The organism is Allobosea sp. P4_E12, assembly GCF_056401655.1.
The window spans coordinates 1-17167 of sequence record NZ_JBFUIY010000029.1; the positions used below are offsets into that span (position 1 = coordinate 1).

The following is a 17167-nucleotide window of genomic DNA, read 5'->3' on the forward strand; positions in this document are numbered from 1 at the left end:
GCGCGAGCGCGACCGTGCCGGCATGGCCGACAATGACGCTCCCGACCGTGCCGGAACCGCCGAGCGCACCGCCGGCCAGGGTAATCGCGGAGCCCGTCAGCGAGCCGTTGACCGTGAGCAGACCCGACAGCACCGAGGTCGCCCCGGTATAGCTGCTGTTCCCCGTCAGAATGAGCCGGCCGGAACCCTGCTTGGTCAGCGTCCCCGTGCCCGAGATGTTCGCGGTGAGCGTGGCGGTATCGACAAAATCCGCGACGATGGCGCCATCATTCAGGATCTCGGGCGTGTCGATCGCGCCCGCGCGCCCGCCGGTGCCGAGATTGAGCACGGAGGTATCGCTGATCTCCACCCAGCCGGCTTTGACCGTGCCGCCATCGGCAGCGGTGAGCATGGCGGTGGTGGCACCGCAGCCGCAGCCATAACCGACGAAGAGGCCGTCGACCACGTTGAGCTGGGAGCCTGCGCCCGTGACCGTCACAGTGGCGCTGGCGAGGCCCAGCCCGGCATCGGAATCGTAATAGAGGTTGCCGTTCAGATTGACGATGCCACCGTCGGAAACGACAAGCGCGCCGGTTCCATTGGACCATTTGGAGCCGATGAACATGTGCTGCTCGACATTCCAGACCGAGCCGGCGCCGGTCACGCTGACGGTCGCCGAGGTCCCATGCCCCTCGATGAGCGCGCCCGCCTTGCTGTTCATCACGCCGCCGCCGCTGATGGTCAGGGTCGCGGCAGCAGGACCGCCGACATCCGTGTAGCCCTCATTGGTGACGCTGGAATTTGCCCCCGAAATCTCCATGGCGGATTTGATCGCCAGATACCCCATCGGGTCCACCAGCTTCAGCGTTCCGCCATTGCTGACCCGGAGCAGGCCGCTCGACACTTCGTTCCAGCCCATTGCCCAGCCGGCCGGATCGCCGACCGTGAGCGAACCGCCCTTGATCTCGAGCGTCGGGCTCGCGCTGCCGCCGAGGGTGAGCGCGCCCCCGATGACATTGTGCGCTCCGGTCAGCGACAGGGTGCCGGGGCCGTTCACAAAGAGAGAGCCCGGGCCGGAAATCTGACCCGAAAGGGTCAACACGCCGCTGGCGTCGATCGTGCCGCCGGCTGCGCCCAACGTCACATCCCGTGCCGAGGTGAAGCTGCCGGTGGTTTTGAGTGTGCCACCGTTGAGGGTCAGCCCCCCTGAGACCGCACCGAGATTGGCGTCGCGGCTTATGGACAGAACGCCTCCGTTGATGTTCGTCCCGCCGCTATAGGTATTCGTCCCTGTCAGGATGGTGACCCCGGCCTCGATAAGAAGCGCGCCGGCGCCTGTGATCTTGGGCGCGAACGTGTAGGCCGTAGAGGTATGGTTGAAGACAATGCGTCCCGTGGCTGCGCCGAATGCGACTTCGGCCGCGAGAAGGCTCCCGACCGCCGCCGCCGGTTGGCCGGACGCGGCACCAATGTTCAATGTGCCTGTACCGCCATAAGTGCCATTGGAGGCGACTCCAAGGATGCCCCCGCCACTTTCAACGGAAACGGTGCCTCCGGCCTGAATGGTGAGCGTCCCGTCGCCGAAACCGCCGACATACATGGACGAGATGCTCAGGGACGATCCGGCCCCTGTGACCGTCACCGAGCCCGCGGCACGATGGGAGGGGCCGGCGGCGTTGCCTATGACAACGGAATCAAACGAGACAGTCCCTCCTGCTTCTATGAGCAGCGAGCCAGTGCCAGAGTGTCCAACATCGAGTTGTCCACTGCCGCTGAGGGATGATCCAGTCCCCGTCACGCTGACTGAGCCGTTACCGCCGACGGCTACGCCGATGCGGACAATTTCGGAGCCCACGCTGACGGTACCGCCGCCCGCAATGGTCAGCGCGCCAGTGCCTGTTTGACCAATGTTGAGGAAGCCGCCCGGCGTCCAATGCGGCAGCGGATTGGGCGATGGAACAGGCGAAACATCGCCCGTCACCGTCACGGACGGCGTTTGCGCGGCAGCTCCCAGCGGCAGGCCGGCGAGCCAGGTGACGAGAGACAGCGCCGTGGTCGCCGGGAAGGACGCAGCGCGGCGGCCCGGCCGCGTGTGTCCGCGCGCCTGCAGGCCGGCTTGTTGCCGGCCACGAGCCGCATCTTCGATCAGTCGCAGGATGGCGAGCGGCGCTCGCGCTCCGCGCCTCACGCCGGCCGCCCTATGCACTCGCCTCATCCAGCCCCCCGGCGCCGCGGACAAGATCGAGACGCACCCGCAATGCAAGCCCGACCGTGAGAGTTAGGGTAGCGGCACTCTCGCGACAATACGGCATTCGCCGTAGATGCCGCGGAAAAGTTGTATAACTCAGATGTTAAATGACGCAGCGTCCTGCCGTGTGGGCGCTGGAGCAGAACGCGGTCGGCTGGGCGAGAGTCAGTGTGCTGCGCCGCCGGCGCCGTCCCAGGGCATGCGAACCTCCGCTGGCGGTCGTCAGAGCGCAACTGCCAGGTTGTTGGGGAGGTGATATTCCCCTGAACAATGGTCGCCGTCTGCCCTTAAGGCTTAGAGAACTCCGGCCTCCGCTGCTACGATGCCCACCCGCGTCCGCTCACCGAGTGTCATTATGCCCACCAGCAACCCTCTGTCGTGGAGCGCTGAGAGCCTCCGTCGCGCTATCGGCGCGGCCGGGGTGGCCCTTTGGTCGTGGAACGTGGAGACCGACCGGTTCGCCATGGACGAACGGGGATATGCCTTATGGGCAGTTCAGGACGACAGCATCCCGGTAAAGTTCGAGGATCTCTCAGCCCGAATTCACCCCGCCGACCGGGATCGGGTACGGAGCGCGTTCACGGCGACGCGGGCGATCGTCGGCTCCTATGAAATAGATTTCCGCATTATTATCGATGAGGAAATCCGATGGATCTCCGCTCGGGGCATTGGCGACGATTCGCATCTGCACAATGGCATTGCCTACGGCATCTTTCTTGATGTGACGGGGCGCAAGCAGGCGGAGGAAGGCCATGAGCTTCTCGCCGGGGAGATGAGCCATCGCGTCAAGAATCTGCTGTCCATTGCCTCGGGGCTGACCCTGATCTCGTCGCGGTCCACGACGACCGCCAAAGAGATGGCCACCGAATTGACCGGGCGCCTGGCGGCACTTGGCCGAGCCCACGATTTGGTGAGRCCGCTCCCGGGCCACCARGGCCATGCGGCTCTGCTCGGCGACCTGTTGTCGATCCTGCTGTCTCCTTATGAGGACCTGGGCGCCTTCAGCGGGCGCATCCGCGTCGCGGTGCCGCGCATGGGCGTTGGTGAGAGTGCGGCGACCACGCTGGCCCTTATCATCCATGAGCTCGCGACCAACTCGTTGAAATATGGCGCGCTGTCGGCCGAGACCGGCACCCTGGACGTTTCGGGTTGCTCTGACGACGAAGAGATCAAGATCATCTGGACGGAGCGGGGAGGCCCTGCCGTCGAACCTCCGAACGGCGCCGGTGGTTATGGTAGYCGCCTCGTGGTTCGCAGCATCTCAGGGCAATTGGGGGGCTCGATCGACTACAATTGGTCCCTCGAGGGGGTCATTGTCACGCTGCGGATCAAGGCGGCGAAGCTCGCTGACTAGGTGTTGCGACGCACGGCTGCGATGACTCGCGCCGCAGGTAGGCCGTCCGTGTCTTTTACGGCAGGTGCGTTCTCGCGTGCCGGGCGATCGCCCGACCGCGAGATATCGATGACGTGTGCCGCCCCTGCAGAAATCAGGTTCAGCTTCGGGTCACTGGCGCGCCGTGCGCGCTGCTGAACGGTGAGGGATTTCCAAGAAGCGGACATTGCGCCGGAACGGCAGCGAGGCGACCGCGGGCTGACTTCAGCTCGCTCACTTCGCGAAGCGGCCTTCATACTTGAACGGCGGGGCCGCCTTCAGCTGTTCCTTGGTGGCGTTGATCCGGGCGTTCCATTTCTTGTCCGACGCATCCCAGGTGACGGCAAGGGCGCTGGGACTGACCGCAACATAGTGCTTGCCCATGCCGAGCAAGCCGCCGACCGACAGGATGTAGGAATCAAAGCCGTTGCCGGCGATGACGAAATCCTCGATCTCGCCAACGCTTTCGTCACCAGAGTTCCTGACGTCGAGACCCTTGAGACTGCTGACGAGCGCCGAAGACTCCTCGACAGAAACGAATACCTTTGGCTCCGCCGGTGCAGGGACGGGCGCCGTCTGGGCGATGGCGGTGCCGGTAAGCAGGGTGGCAGCGAAAGTAAAGGCGATGGCGCGCATGTTCGGAAGGTCCTTCTCTTTGGTTCGCAGCCTGAACTGCTGCGGCAGGATGGAATGGGAATTCCGAGCACCCCAATCTGTTCCTCAGGGCGCAAACTCCGCGGGAAGAGACGGTGTCCACGGGCTGTGAGAGCGGTTGGGGGAGGGAGCCAATCACGACGGTGCAATCACGACGGTGAAAGTGCAGGAACTGATTCGGTTGACCCCACTTCCGGCCGCAGTCGCCGCCGCCTGTCGATATGCGCGTCAGGCGGCGATATGCTGATGTGGCAGCGGCAACGCGCGACGCCGGCGCTTCGCCGCACAGCCTTACCTGTAGCGGTAATATCCGGAGTCGTGTGCCCGGCGCCCATAGGCGCGCGCGTGTGGAGGGGGGGCGCCGTAGTGTCGACCGTAGCCCCGTCCACGCTTCCAGTGGGGAGACCCGTGCCAGCCCTTATGGCCCTTATACCCGTGGCCGCCATGCTTGATCTGCTCGATGTGATTTTGGCCCTCGATCGCCGTCAAACCCGCGACCGGAGTGGCCAGCGCCATGGACGGCGAAATTGAGCCGAAGCCCAGCGCGGCAGCCGCAACAAGGATGAACTTTCGCATCGGTGTCTCCCAGGAAATTGCTGAAGTGYGGAAGGGAAAGGAAGCAGGTGCGTGGACAAGCCGAGGATCATCCACGGCGGAGCGCCGGTCATACTCAGCCGCAGATGCGCGAGCGCCGCACAACGATCTCGCCAAAGCGGTTGACGCGACGCTTTTCCACCAACCGACAATCCGCGTAGCGCTCGCGGATGACCCGACGCTCGCCATACGCTCGGCGCTCGCGATATCGGGGGGCGTCATAGCCGGGCCGGTCAATTCCCATATCGAGCCGTACCTGAGACTGGGCTGGCGCGCCGAGCATCGCGGTCGCGGCAATGCCGGCAGCCATTAACAGTGTCCGTATCAAAGCGTATCTCCCCCAGAATATTGTGATGACGTTAGACTTGGGCTTGTCCGGGAAATGCAAAGACAGGAGCCCACCCAGGAAGGGTGGGCTCCTTCTCGATCATTCGATGATCTGCACGATCTTGCGGGTTTTCGGCTCGACGAGGACGGTCTGATCGTTGATCACCGTGTAGCGATATTCGGTTTTGCCGTAGCGAGCGGGAACTTCGCGATAGGTCACGGTGTCGGGCAATGTCGCGCCGACGACGACCTTTTCGCGATAAGCCACCGAAGGGACCTTCTGGTGCGTCACATAGGTCCGGAACTCGGTTCTCTGGTCCGCAGCGATACCTCCTACGATCGCGCCAGCCGCGGCGCCGCCGACCGCGCCAACGGCTGCACCGGCAGGTCCCCCGACAATTGCGCCTCCCACTGCGCCAGCGCCAGCGCCCGTGGCGGCGCCCGCTGCCGCACCAGAGTTCGACTGCGCAAATGCGGTCACCGGAACGACGGCGAGAGCGGCGATAAGAACAAGATTCTTGATCATGGTTCTTCCCTTTTCATGGGGCTCGGTTTTGGCCCATCTGAAAAGGTAAGCGTGCGGGTAAGGCAAGATGTTCCATGAATAACTGTTCATGATGACATGTTCAGCAGCGCCTTATTATTTATCTATTCGGAAGCGCGATCACGCCCGCGATGGGCATGTCTGCTCGTGGCCCGGGCAGGCGGGGAACTTTCATTCGATGGGCGCGTATCGAGTGGAGAGAGCGATTCCGGAGCCCGTTCATGATCCCCTATTTGGCGGCACTTCTTCCGAGCGCGCTTCTCCTGGTCTCCCACGCGGACACCGACAGGGGCGTGACCTATACCTGCAGCTTCGAGGAAGGTGTGATCGTCATCGACCGACCGGACGCTGCGGGCGGGGTCATGGTTCAAATCCACGGCGAGGCACGGCGATACGTCTTCGACCTGCAGAAGCTGGTGCCGGACGATGACCGACTGCCGACTTATTATTTCCAGGCCGAATTGAAGCGTTGGAAGCTGTTGAACAAGCGCGGAGAAACCGTCGAGACGACGGTTTGCAAGGCAAGCCTCTAGCGGCTGGATGGCGCGACCCCGCTCGATGGTCATCGACTGGTCATCAGGTTCCAGGCGCCGAAGTCCGTGACGGGCCTGTCGATCGCCGATCATGACCACAAAGATGCCCGCGATGGCGCTCCCCCGGCCGCAAGGGAAAAATCCATCGAAGGACGCCTGAGCTGCGGTCATGCGTTTGTGTTTCACCAGCCTCAAGGGACCGGAGAGCCCGGGTGATTGCTGTCCTTGGATACGTCCGGCTGCGATCACCTCAGAGCGTCCTTCTGCCGAACGCTATCGAAAGATCGGCTCCGATCGCCGGGGCGGCGCGGATCAGAGCTCGCCTTGTCGCTAAGGAACGAGCAGTTGCACAAACTATGGCGGATTCACGGGGGCGGCTTTGCGCCGCGCGCCTTGCGCGCGTTCTTTCCGCCGCCCTAGGATCGGCCTGCTGACATAGCGGCGACGCCGGCAGGCTCCGGGGGCACCCGCGACCGTTCCATCTGCTCGCACGGAAGGTCTCAAGCATGAAGCGTCGGACATTTCTGGGCGCTGCCGCTGGCGCCGCCGTCTCGGCCCTCGCAAGGCCCAGCCTCGCGCAGCCGGCAAAGGTTCTGAGATTCGTTCCCGAGGCGGATGTCGCCATCATCGATCCGGTCTGGACGACGGCGACGGTGACGCGCAATCACGGCTATCTCGTCTTCGATACGCTCTATGGGCAGAACGCCGATTATGGTTTCGAGCCCCAGATGGTGGCGGGCCATACGATCGAGGATGATGGCAAGACCTGGCGACTGACATTGCGCGAGGGCCTGCGCTTTCATGATGGCGAGCCGGTGCGGGCGCAGGACGTGGTGCCGAGCATCCGTCGCTATTCGGCGCGCGATGCCTTCGGCCGGGCCTTGATGGATGCGACGGACGAGCTCTCGGCGGAATCCGACCGCATCGTGAAATTTCGCCTGAAGCGGCCGTTCCCGCTGCTTCCGGCGGCGCTTGGCAAGACCGGGACGTCGATGCCCTGCATCATGCCGGAACGGCTGGCGCTGACCGACCCCAACAAACAGGTGACCGAGATGGTCGGCAGCGGTCCCTACCGCTTCAAGGCCGACGAGCGGGTGCCGGGCGCATTGGCTGTCTATGAGAAATTTGCAGGCTATGTGCCGCGGCCCGATGGCTCCGCCAGCTTCACCGCCGGCCCCAAGACCGTGTTCTTCGACCGGGTCGAGTGGCGCATCATGCCCGACCCTTCGACGGCGGCCAACGCGCTCAGCACCGGCGAGATCGACTGGTGGCAGAACCCGACGCCGGATCTGCTGGGGACGCTGAGAGCCAAGGCCGGTGTGAAGATCGAAGGTCTCGATCCGGCCGGCGGCATCGGCTGCCTGCGCTTCAACAGTCTCCACCCTCCGTTCGACAACCCCGCGATCCGGCGCGCTCTGCTCGGCGCCATCGACCAGAGCGAGTTCATGACCGCGGTCGCCGGCGACGAACGCTCGATGTGGAAGGACCATGTCGGCGTGTTCAGCCCGGACACGCCGCTGGCGACGACGGCCGGAACGGAGGTTCTGGTCGGCAAACGGGATTTCGCGGCGGTCAGGCGCGAGCTTGCGGCAGCCGGCTACAAGGGCGAGCGCATCGTGCTGCTGGATCCGACCGATTACCCCTCGACCCATGCGCTGGCGATGGTGGCTGCGGACGCGCTGCAGAAATGCGGGATGAACGTGGACCTGGTCTCGACCGACTGGGGCACCGTCGTTCAGCGCCGCGCGAGCAAGCAGCCCATCGATAAGGGCGGCTGGAACATCTTCTTCACCTATCTGAACGGCACCAATAATTTCGCCCCCGCCAGCCAGCTCGGCATCCGCGGCAATGGCGATCAGGCCTGGTTCGGCTGGCCGAAATCGCCGCGCCTGGAAGAGCTGCGCCTCGATTGGTTCGGGGCCAGGGATATCGCAGCTCAAAAGTCGATCTGCGCCGAAATCCAGAAGCAGTTCTTCACCGAGGTGCCCTATATCCCGCTCGGCGCCTATTACGAGAAAACGGCCTATCGCGGATTGGCCGGGATGCGTATTGGCTTCGCGCAATTCTACGACGTGAAACGAGCATGATGTCCAAGCCGATCCGTATCGCCGTTCTCCAGTTCGCCCATGAGACGGTCACCTTCCTCCCCAACGACACCACCCGCGAGGATTTCATCTATCCCGGCTCGCCGGCCGGCGGCGAGGCGCTGCTTACGACCGACCCGAAAGGCTATATGGGCGGCTTCGTCCAGGTGGCGCGCGAATATGACGATGTCGAGCTGATCGGTATCACCTCGCCGCTCTGGCCACGCACCGGCACGGGCTCGGGCTGGGTCACGCAGGATGCCTACGAGCATTTCCTCGGCATCATGATCGCGGAATTGCGGGCGCAACCGAAGCTGGACGGCGTCTATCTCGCGCTTCACGGCGCGCTGGCCGTGCGCGGCGTGCCGCGTCCCGAGGCCGATATCGCAAGGCGCGTCCGCGAGGTCGTGGGCCCGAAGGCCTTCATCTCCGCGACATTCGATCCCCATGGCAATGAGGACGAGGCTTTTCTAGAGCAGGCCGACATGGCCTTCTGCGTCAAATACTTCCCCCATTACGACATGCACCTGCAGGGCGAGCGCGCGGCGCGCATGCTGGTCAGGGCGATCCGCGGCAGCTTCAAGCCGGTGCACCGGTCGCTGCGGATCCCGATCCTCGCACCCACGGTCGTGATGTGGACCGGCGCCTCGCCCTGGTCCGACCTGATCCAGCGGGCGCTGATCTGGGAGGCGCGCGAGCCGGATGTCTTCGTCAATGTCTTCTTCGGATTTCCCTGGTCGGACGTTCCCGATGCCGGGATGGGCCTTCAGGTCCTGACCCATGACGACCCGGATCTCGCCGAGCGCGTGCTCCGCGATATGGCCGACTGGACCTGGCGGCGGCGCGAGGCGTTGCTCCAGACCGTGAAGATCCACAGGATGGAGCAGGGCGTCGCTCTCGCCCGCGAGGCCGTGACGGCGGGCAGGGCGCCGGTCGTGCTCGCCGATTACAGCGATCGCTCGGGCTATGCCACCTGGCTGCTGCAGGAGATCGTCGCGCAGAGTTGCGAGCGCACGCTGATCGCCACCATCGCCTCGCCCGAGGCCATTCGTGCCGTGCTCGCGGCCGGAGCCCGGCCCGGGGATGCGTTCGACGCGGAGATCGGCGGCCTCTTCGATGAATCGGCCGGAGAGCCCGTGCGCCTCACCGGCACCATCCGCGATATCCGGACGGCCACGAACCGACGCGGCATGGGCAACGAGTCCGTCTGCGTCAGCTTCGGCAACGGCAATGTGCTGGTCTTGAGCCCCTATCTGGTCCAGATCATCGAGCCATCGGAACTCTGGGAACTCGGTCTCAAGCCCGAGGAATTCGATATCATCGCGATCAAGTCCCGCGTTCATTTCCGCCGGGGCTTCGACGATAGCGGTTTCGCGCCGACGATTCTCCTGGTCGAGCCGCCGGAGCCGTTCATGGGCACGGTGCATCTCGAAGCTCTGCCCTACGAGAACCTGACGCTGAAGGACTACTATCCCTATGGCAGCCCGCGCTTTCAGCCGGAGCAGGGCGGGAATCCCCAGGCGTCATCTCGGTCATCCACCTGACCGCAGGCGGTACGGCCGCCCTGGCCGCTCCGCGCCAGGGGCTGGCCATTCGCCGGCAAGCAGACATGGCCCATGGTCGCGCCGACTTCCGTTCCTGGTCGTCCATTCCTGACGCTGGGAACGTCAGCTTCTGGGCAGTGCCACAAGCTGCGAGGGTCGACTGCGTTCGACCCAAGATCATGACGGTGATCGCGATCGTGGCCGGACTGCTGCCGATCCTCTGGAACGTCGCTTCTCGACGAAGCTGTCCTCGAGCCAAGCCCGCATCATGGCGTACGCCCGGGCTGTGGCACGATCATCGTACCGGCAATTGCCTGTTGTCGCGGTCGCCTCGGTTTCGGTGAAGCAGTGCACGGTTCCGCCCATCTCGACGAATTGCCAGTCGGGACTGCTGGCTCGCATCTCCTCCTTGAAGCCCGGCACATCGGGCAGCGTCCCGATATCATCGGCCCCATTGATCGCGAGCACACGCGCCTTGATGGTCTTGGCAAGGCCAGGGGCGTCGGTCTTGAGTCCACCGTGAAAGGCTATCACGGCATTGGCCTCTGAACCGCTGCGCGCCAGATCAAGCACGGCGCTCCCCCCGTAGCAAAAGCCGATGGCGGCGAGGCGTGCCTGTTCGACAGGAGCGGCTGAGGTAGCGCCCTCGAGTTCGGCGAAAGCCTTTCCGACGCGCCTGCGCAACAGGTTGCGGTCGCTATAGAGGGGCGCAGTGGCAGCCCTCGCCTCAGCCTCGTTTTGGGGCCGCGTGAACTCACCATACATGTCAGTGAGCAGGATGACGTAGTCCTTGCCGGCGATCGTCTTGGCTTTTTCGATGGCGATGTCCCTGATCCCGTACCAGTTCGGAACCATGATGAGACCCGGTCGCCTGGCGTCGGAAGCATCGTCATAGACCAGCATGCTCCTGAAGGTGATGCCATCCAGCGCCCATACGAGAGGTTTGGCGACCATCCTGGCGGATGCCGGCGAGGCGACAAGAAAGGCGAGCAAAGCCAGTACAGAGTAAACTAGTCGCATGGCCTATCCTTTCGTCTGTTGAGACGGTGTGGCGGAACTCCGATAGGCATGCTGGCCAAGCCAAATGCTGCCGATCACGAACAGACCTCCAACGATCTGAAGTGTCGTCAGTGACTGCCCCAGATAAAGCCAGCCAAGAACAACGGCCGTAACGGGGCTCAGCAAGAGCAAGGAGGATGCGACGGGCGAACCGAGGCGTGCGATCCCACGCAGCCAAAGCATGAACGTCATGGCCATTCCGATCAGACCCAGCCAAATGAGGGCGAGGACGTTGGAGAGACTCGGCAATGGGATAGCCGGCTCGAAGATGAGGCAGACCGGGACCAGCAGCAGCCCCCCGGCCGTCATCTGCCACGCCGTGAAGGTCGCGAGAGACACGGGCGGCGGCCATTTGCGAACCAGGACCGTTCCGCACGCCATGGAACCAGCCGCGGTCAGTCCTGCTAGGATGCCGACTGGATCGAGCGCCGCGCTGGGCGACAGAACCAGCAGGGCAACGCCGGCGATCCCGACKAGAGCGGCGACTACGGATAGACGCCGGATCGGGAGCGCAAGCACAAGATTGGCCAGCACGATCACGAAGAGCGGCTGGATCGAGGTCACGGTACCGGCAACTCCACCCGGGAGCCGGTAGGCCGAAACAAGCAGCAGGCTCAGGAAGACTGAGAAGTTCAGCGCTCCGAGCACCAGAGCCCGGCCCCACCATACGCCAGTGGGGAACTCCCGTACGATCAGGAGCAGCAGCAAGCCTGCCGGCAACGCACGCAGCATCGCGACCGTGACGGGGGAGAAGTTGGGCAGGAATTCGGTGGTGACGATGTAGGTCGTGCCCCAGATCGTGGGCGCGACCGCCGTCAGCAGGAGGTCGAAAAGACGCTGGCTCATGAGATCTGCAGGACCTCGGCGAGCGGACGGCGTGGCTTCTGTGGCCAGTTCCCGGGCGCGGCGCGGCCGATTGCGACGAGCATCACCGGAATCTCGTTCGATGCGAGACCGAATTCGCGCGCCACCCCCTCGCCATCGAAGCCGATCATCGGACCCGACACCAAGCCCATTGCTTCCGCCGCAAACATCAGGGTTGCGGCTCCGAGGGTCGCCGATCGAAGGGCCTCGTCCCGTGCTGTCTGTGGATGGGCGTATTTCGTCCGGACGCTCTCCTGCCAGCCCGCCGCCAAAGCGGCCGACATGTATCCCGCCGCGACGCTCGGGCTCAGCCTGTCAGGGAGCGCATCGTGATCCGGCAGCACGCCGCAGACGATGAAAGTGACGGCGGCCTCCGAGACCTTGGCCTGAGCATACGCTACGTCACGCAACCGGGCCTTCGCCTCTGGCGACCGTGCCGCGATGAAGCGCCAGTTCTGAAGGTTATAGGCTGTCGGTGCCCGCGTCGCGAGGCGCGTCAGCTCCTCGATATCTGTATCGGCCAACCGATATGAGGCATCGAACAGACTTGCCGAAAAGCGCTGCTCAATCAGTTCCACTACGCTGCTGTTCATCATTCAGCCCGCCTCCATGCTATAGCGAGGGAGGTAGGGAGCGGATCCAGCGTAGATAATAAGCGAAATCCAGCAGAGACTGTTCACTCGCAGTGCATTATGGGCTGCATCGACCCTTTTCGAGCAGCATCCTCAGCGCAGCGTATTATGAGGTGAGTTTGCTGCGAATGAGCGCTCTAATGTCTCAGGTTAATTCAATTTGCTTCATTTATATTGCCGACCAACCTCGAAATTCGTCCGAGAGGAAATCCAAAAAGACCCGGATCTTTGGCACAAGATGCTGACGCGAGGGATAGATGGCGTAGAGCGTGGTCACGACGGTGTCCCAGTCTTCCAGCGCACGCTGCAGGCGCCCCTCCCGCAGGTCCTTCTCGACATAGGGGTAGGGTATCAAGCTAAGCCCGAAGCCGCCAAGCACCGCATCACGAACCGCAAGGCTCGATGAAATCGAATATCTGGCGTGGATGGCAATCCGCTCTGTAATTCCCGCTTTCCTGAACTCCCAGAAGTCCGCATGCCCCGAGAGACTGAAGCGGATGCAGCTGTGTCGTGCCAGGTCGGTGGGCGTCGTCGGCTTGCCGAACGCCTCATAATAGGACGGCGCTGCGCAGATCACGTGCGGCATGACCGCAAGCTTCTTCGCGATGAGGCTGGTGTCTCCGAGATTGTCGCTGGCACGTATGACGAGGTCGAAGCCTTCCTCGATGACATTGACCCGTCGGTCGTCGAGATGAACGTCGAGTGCCAGTTTGGGGTGGCGCGCGAGGAAGCGGGGGAGTGCCGAGGAAAGCTGGATGAGCGTGACCGTCATCGGCGCGCTGACCTTCAGGATTCCGCTTGGCTCGGCCTTGATCGAGCCGAGAGCCTGGTCAGCGTCCGACAGCGCATCCAAGCCGCGCATGATATGTTCTAGATAGATGCGCCCCTCTTCGGTCAGCGCCATGCGCCGCGTGGTGCGATTGATCAGGCGAACGCCGAGATGCGTTTCCAGCTCGGCGATATCCTTGCTCACGGCAGCTGGCGACAGGGCGAGCCGGCGCCCGGCTTCTGCGAAGCTGTTCAACTGTGCGACCTGGCGGAAAACCTGCAGGGCTGTAAAACGATCCATGGCAAGCCCTCCGCAGGCGGTCCGACAATCCCCTGCAGTTGATAGGCTCGACGGTGGTCACGCGCCACGTCAACCCGCCGTCAATCTAGGGCATTGCCCCAGACCGGCTTCCCTGGCTGCTCAAGTCGCGTTTGATGTTGAGAATGTCTTGATCGGCACGATCGGACCCAGTGCAGTCTCGATGGCACGCGCAACGCGCAAAAGGGTGCGCTCACGATAAGGTGCCGCTGCGATCTGCACTCCCAGAGGCAACCCGCCTGAGGACAGGCCGACGGGCAGAGACAGAGCCGGATCGCCGGTGACGTTGGACGGCGCCCGCGCATGCCGCTCGTAGGTGGCGGCAATGGCGGCGGGATCATCGAGCCGACAGGGCAGCGTGAACGACGAGAGCGAAATGACGGCGTCGACGCCCCTTGTCGCCTCGCGATAACGCCTGATCAGGGCACGCCGCACTTGCTGGGCGGCGATATAGTCCGATGCGCTCAGAAATGCCCCGGCAGCAAGCTTTCGCCGGCTGATCTCGCAATATTCGGCAGGCCGTTCCGCCAACCAGCGGCGATGCACGGTGTAGAATTCGCCCTGCTGAATCACCCGACAGCAGGTCTGGAACTCGGCAAGGGACGGAGGTGTGACGGTAACGAGCTCCGCGTTGAGGTCTGCCAGAACGTCAAGCGCTCGCGCAAAGCCGTCGAGGACATCGGCGTCAACCGCCTGGCCCTGGTGAAAGCTGTCGAGGACACCGATCCTGAGCCCGGCGACCCCGTCTTCCAATTTGGAAGCATAGCTTTGAAGCCCGGACACTCCTGCGATGACGTCGAGGACGAGGGCACAATCCTCCACCGAGCGGGTGATCGGGCCGACATGATCGAGCGAGAACGCAAGCGGGAAGACGCCTTCGCGCGGAACGAGGTCATATGTCGGCTTCAAGCCGACGACGCCACAGCAGGTCGCTGGATTGCGAATGGAGCCGACCGTGTCCGTGCCGATCGCCGCCATCGCAAGGCCGGCAGCAACAGCGGCTCCGCCGCCGCTGGTGGACCCCCCTGGGTGGCGGTCCCGATCCCACGGATTTCGCGCGGGTGGAAAGGGCAGGTCGAATGCGGGGCCGCCAACCGCAAATTCGTGCAGCGCATTCTTGCCGAGGAAGACTGCTCCGGCCTCCGACATCCGCGCGACAACGACCGCGTCCGTGGAAGCGGGCTCGCGACCGGTCAAGCTGGAATGGCAGGTCGTCACCATCGCCTCGACATCGACATTGTCTTTGACTGCGTAGGGGATTCCGAGCAGCGGGTTCTGATCCTCGCCACGAGCGAGCGCGGCATCAGCTTTGCGGGCTGCCTGGAGTGCCTTGTCGGCTGGGACTTCGAGGAAGGCATCGATCGCGGGATTGAACTGCGTGATGCGCTCCAGATGCACTGTTGCCAGTTCCACCGCCGAGACATGCCGCTGGCGTAGCGCGCGGCCGGCCTCGGCAATGGAGAAATAGGCGAGATCGCCGCTCACTATGGACCGCCGGGAACGAACGTAATCGCCGGCTCCTCCTCAACCGCGACATCATCGGGCCTCGATCGGCGCTGCGCCGAGACCCGTTCGACAATCGCCTGCCAGCTCTGTGGGCGGTCTCGCCGCAGCTTCGCCAGGGCGGCTTCGGCCTGCTCGTCCGGGCTGCTGGAGATGTGCGCGGTCGCATCCTGTGTCACGGCTTGCTCCTCTCAGTTGGCTGCCTCGACCCCTTGGTTCTGGCCGATGCCGACAGCTCGCGCCTTGTCGGAACCTGCGGAGTTCCAATCGAGCGGTCGCGCTTCATTTCAATCTGATGTCGTGCTCACGGAGCACCTTTCCCCACCGGTCCCACTCCGTCGCCAGTTTGGCGTCGAAATCTTGCGCACTGCTCGGGATCGGCGGCAGAGACATCCCTTCACCACGGAACTTGGCGAGTGGCTGTCCCAGAATCCCGGTAATCTCCTTGTTCAGCCGCGCGATAATCGCCGGAGGGGTGCCTGCGGGCGCCACCATTCCGAGCCAAAGATCCGCGGCGAGCGCCGGATCGACGGTTTCCGACAGGAGCGCGACATCGGGAAACAGCGGAGAGCGCCGGTCTCCAACCTGCGCGATGATGCGGGCCTTGCCGGCTTCGACAAGGGGCACTGCATTTCCCAGGTCCAGGATCATCACCTGGACGTCGCCCCCCAGCAGGGCCGTCGTGAGCGTGCTCCCGCCGCTATAGGGGACGTGGACGATGTCGATCCCGGCAATGCCCTTGAAGAGCTCGGTGGTCACATGATTGAGCGAACCGATACCATATGAGCCGTAATTGAACTTTCCGGGATTGGCCTTGGCGTAGGCGATCAGGTCCTTGGCATCCTTGATCGGAAGGGCCGGATCGACGATGAGAGCCTGCGGGCCGGAAAAGGTTGTCGTGATCGCCTTGAAATCCTTCGGCGTCGTATAGGTCGGCGGCTGGCGCAGCTGCGGCGAGATGATCAGCCCGCTGACATTGCCGTGGAACAAGGTGTGGCCATCCGGCGCTGCCCTTGCTGCGGCTCCTGCGCCAACGACCTGGCCGCCGCCGGGCCGGTTCTCGACGACGACCGGCTTGCCCAATCTCGTCTGGAGTTCGGCGGCGATCAGCCGGGCGAACAGATCGGTGGGGCTGCCGGGCGCTACAGCGACGATGATGGTCAGATTGCGTGTTGGATAATCCGACTGGGCCAGGGCCGACCCATTGATCATGAGCGCCAAGCCGACGGTCGCCAGTAGCCGTCTGGCCGGGATGCGGTACGCCATTGCCATTGTCCCCTCTTGTTGCGGCGATTAGCTCGCCTGCGTTTCGATGTCCGATCGCAGCGGCGCGACGAGCACGCCGCGCTGGTTGCTGCCCGCGAGCGCCCTCGCGATGAAGCCCGAAGCCTTCATGTCCTCGATGAAGCTGGCGAGATAAGTCATCGCCTCGGCTCGCCCCTTCGGCATGCCCATGGCCTGCCGGATTTCCATGAAGCGGCCGTCCATCACCCGCATCGTCGGATCGCTTTCCGCATAGGCCGCAAGCGCCTGTCGAACTCCGGCAACCGCCTCCAGCCGATCCTGCAGGAACAGATCGATCATGGCCCGCGCCCCGCCGGTCGCGGCGCGCATGATGGTGGCGTGCGCGATGGCGCGCGTCAGGAAGAGGTCGTAGGCTGAGCCTCGTCCGACTGCGATACGCACTTGTGGCCGGTCCACATCCTCGACCGCCCGCAGCGGCGAGGCGGCCGGCACCATGTAGGTGCCTTCGATCAGCAGATAGGGCGCGGTGAAATCAACCTCTGCGGCGCGCTCGGGCTCGACGCCGAAGAAGGCCACATCCCACGCGCCGGTCCTGCCAGCCTCGAAAACCCTGCCCGCCGCCTCGAAGGCGATGAGCTCGACCGGCCTTCCGATGCGATCGCCCAGCTCGTATGCAAGATCGACGGCGACGCCGCTCGGCTTTCCGGTCGCCTCGTGCCGCTGTGCGAGCACCGGGTTGCCGAAGTTGATGGCCGCGCGCAGCGTGCCGGTGGGAGCAAATTGCTTGACGGCGTCGAGCGAGACTGGGCGCATGGCAGGCCCTCCTGTGAGCTATCAACACTGGTGCCGCGGTCGTGCAGCGCTTGCCGCGGCCGACGCCTTGGGCGGCCAACGATGA

16 protein-coding genes are annotated in these 17167 nt (G+C 64.0%); 4 read left to right on the top strand and 12 right to left on the bottom strand.

Annotation, left to right across the window (positions count from 1 at the left end):
• The coding region (locus AC1DW9_RS27620) for a beta strand repeat-containing protein (RefSeq protein WP_476855239.1) at positions 1-2185 on the bottom strand (2185 nt) is incomplete at its 3' end.
• 397 nt (positions 2186-2582) lie between these two features.
• On the opposite strand from AC1DW9_RS27620, the gene AC1DW9_RS27625 reads away from it, so the two are divergent.
• A complete protein-coding gene (locus tag AC1DW9_RS27625) occupies positions 2583-3581 on the top strand; it encodes a sensor histidine kinase (protein WP_441507128.1) in 999 nt (332 codons plus the stop codon).
• Positions 3582-3833: 252 nt separating this feature from the next.
• Here AC1DW9_RS27625 and AC1DW9_RS27630 read toward each other — a convergent pair whose 3' ends face one another.
• The 3 genes from AC1DW9_RS27630 to AC1DW9_RS27640 form a co-directional block, all read right to left on the bottom strand.
• The gene (locus tag AC1DW9_RS27630; protein WP_476776390.1) at positions 3834-4235 is read right to left on the bottom strand and encodes a PRC-barrel domain-containing protein; all 402 of its coding nucleotides are present in this window, start codon (positions 4233-4235) and stop codon (positions 3834-3836) included.
• A 688-nt stretch (positions 4236-4923) separates the two neighbouring features.
• The gene (locus AC1DW9_RS27635; RefSeq protein WP_476855240.1) at positions 4924-5157 is read right to left on the bottom strand and encodes a hypothetical protein; all 234 of its coding nucleotides are present in this window, start codon (positions 5155-5157) and stop codon (positions 4924-4926) included.
• 117 nt (positions 5158-5274) lie between these two features.
• Positions 5275-5700 (bottom strand): DUF1236 domain-containing protein, encoded by a 426-nt coding sequence (locus AC1DW9_RS27640; RefSeq protein ID WP_476776392.1) that lies wholly within the window; start codon positions 5698-5700, stop codon positions 5275-5277.
• Between the two features lie 239 nt (positions 5701-5939).
• Between AC1DW9_RS27640 and AC1DW9_RS27645 the strand changes: the two genes are divergently transcribed.
• The 3 genes from AC1DW9_RS27645 to AC1DW9_RS27655 all read left to right on the top strand — a co-directional run bounded on the left by AC1DW9_RS27645 (position 5940) and on the right by AC1DW9_RS27655 (position 9879).
• Positions 5940-6251 carry a hypothetical protein gene (locus tag AC1DW9_RS27645; RefSeq protein WP_476770934.1) on the top strand — a complete coding sequence of 104 codons (312 nt, stop codon included), beginning with the start codon at positions 5940-5942 and terminating at the stop codon, positions 6249-6251.
• Between the two features lie 506 nt (positions 6252-6757).
• Complete coding sequence (locus tag AC1DW9_RS27650) at positions 6758-8338, top strand: ABC transporter substrate-binding protein (protein ID WP_476776393.1); 1581 nt, start codon at positions 6758-6760, stop codon at positions 8336-8338.
• Positions 8339-8349: 11 nt separating this feature from the next.
• A complete protein-coding gene (locus AC1DW9_RS27655) occupies positions 8350-9879 on the top strand; it encodes a M81 family metallopeptidase (RefSeq protein WP_476776461.1) in 1530 nt (509 codons plus the stop codon).
• A gap of 177 nt (positions 9880-10056) precedes the next feature.
• Here the strand turns inward: AC1DW9_RS27655 and AC1DW9_RS27660 are convergent, their stop codons facing one another.
• The 8 genes from AC1DW9_RS27660 to AC1DW9_RS27695 all read right to left on the bottom strand — a co-directional run bounded on the left by AC1DW9_RS27660 (position 10057) and on the right by AC1DW9_RS27695 (position 17082).
• Positions 10057-10899, bottom strand: a complete 843-nt coding sequence (locus AC1DW9_RS27660; protein WP_476776394.1) for a dienelactone hydrolase family protein — start codon at positions 10897-10899, stop codon at positions 10057-10059.
• Between the two features lie 3 nt (positions 10900-10902).
• A complete protein-coding gene (locus AC1DW9_RS27665; protein WP_476776395.1) occupies positions 10903-11784 on the bottom strand; it encodes an EamA family transporter in 882 nt (293 codons plus the stop codon).
• Positions 11781-12398 carry a nitroreductase family protein gene (locus AC1DW9_RS27670; protein WP_476776396.1) on the bottom strand — a complete coding sequence of 206 codons (618 nt, stop codon included), beginning with the start codon at positions 12396-12398 and terminating at the stop codon, positions 11781-11783. The genes AC1DW9_RS27665 and AC1DW9_RS27670 overlap by 4 nt, the downstream gene beginning before the upstream one ends.
• A gap of 205 nt (positions 12399-12603) precedes the next feature.
• Entirely contained in the window at positions 12604-13503 is a 900-nt protein-coding gene (locus tag AC1DW9_RS27675; RefSeq protein WP_476776397.1) for a LysR substrate-binding domain-containing protein, read from the bottom strand.
• Between the two features lie 120 nt (positions 13504-13623).
• Positions 13624-15006: an amidase gene (locus AC1DW9_RS27680; protein WP_476776398.1), complete on the bottom strand. Its 1383-nt coding sequence runs from the start codon at positions 15004-15006 to the stop codon at positions 13624-13626.
• Positions 15006-15203, bottom strand: a complete 198-nt coding sequence (locus AC1DW9_RS27685) for a hypothetical protein (protein WP_476776399.1) — start codon at positions 15201-15203, stop codon at positions 15006-15008. The genes AC1DW9_RS27680 and AC1DW9_RS27685 overlap by 1 nt, the downstream gene beginning before the upstream one ends.
• A gap of 103 nt (positions 15204-15306) precedes the next feature.
• Positions 15307-16290 carry a Bug family tripartite tricarboxylate transporter substrate binding protein gene (locus tag AC1DW9_RS27690; protein ID WP_476776400.1) on the bottom strand — a complete coding sequence of 328 codons (984 nt, stop codon included), beginning with the start codon at positions 16288-16290 and terminating at the stop codon, positions 15307-15309.
• A 27-nt stretch (positions 16291-16317) separates the two neighbouring features.
• Entirely contained in the window at positions 16318-17082 is a 765-nt protein-coding gene (locus AC1DW9_RS27695) for an ABC transporter substrate-binding protein (protein ID WP_476776401.1), read from the bottom strand.
• Positions 17083-17167: the final 85 nt, after the last annotated feature.

Coding starts and splice junctions, on each gene's coding strand:
- AC1DW9_RS27630 (WP_476776390.1), bottom strand. CDS start 4,235: ATGCGCGCCATCGCCTTTACTTTCGCTGCCACCCTGCTTACCGGCACC.
- AC1DW9_RS27635 (WP_476855240.1), bottom strand. CDS start 5,157: ATGGCTGCCGGCATTGCCGCGACCGCGATGCTCGGCGCGCCAGCCCAG.
- AC1DW9_RS27640 (WP_476776392.1), bottom strand. CDS start 5,700: ATGATCAAGAATCTTGTTCTTATCGCCGCTCTCGCCGTCGTTCCGGTG.
- AC1DW9_RS27645 (WP_476770934.1), top strand. CDS start 5,940: ATGATCCCCTATTTGGCGGCACTTCTTCCGAGCGCGCTTCTCCTGGTC.
- AC1DW9_RS27650 (WP_476776393.1), top strand. CDS start 6,758: ATGAAGCGTCGGACATTTCTGGGCGCTGCCGCTGGCGCCGCCGTCTCG.
- AC1DW9_RS27660 (WP_476776394.1), bottom strand. CDS start 10,899: ATGCGACTAGTTTACTCTGTACTGGCTTTGCTCGCCTTTCTTGTCGCC.
- AC1DW9_RS27670 (WP_476776396.1), bottom strand. CDS start 12,398: ATGATGAACAGCAGCGTAGTGGAACTGATTGAGCAGCGCTTTTCGGCA.
- AC1DW9_RS27675 (WP_476776397.1), bottom strand. CDS start 13,503: ATGGATCGTTTTACAGCCCTGCAGGTTTTCCGCCAGGTCGCACAGTTG.
- AC1DW9_RS27690 (WP_476776400.1), bottom strand. CDS start 16,290: ATGGCGTACCGCATCCCGGCCAGACGGCTACTGGCGACCGTCGGCTTG.
- AC1DW9_RS27695 (WP_476776401.1), bottom strand. CDS start 17,082: ATGCGCCCAGTCTCGCTCGACGCCGTCAAGCAATTTGCTCCCACCGGC.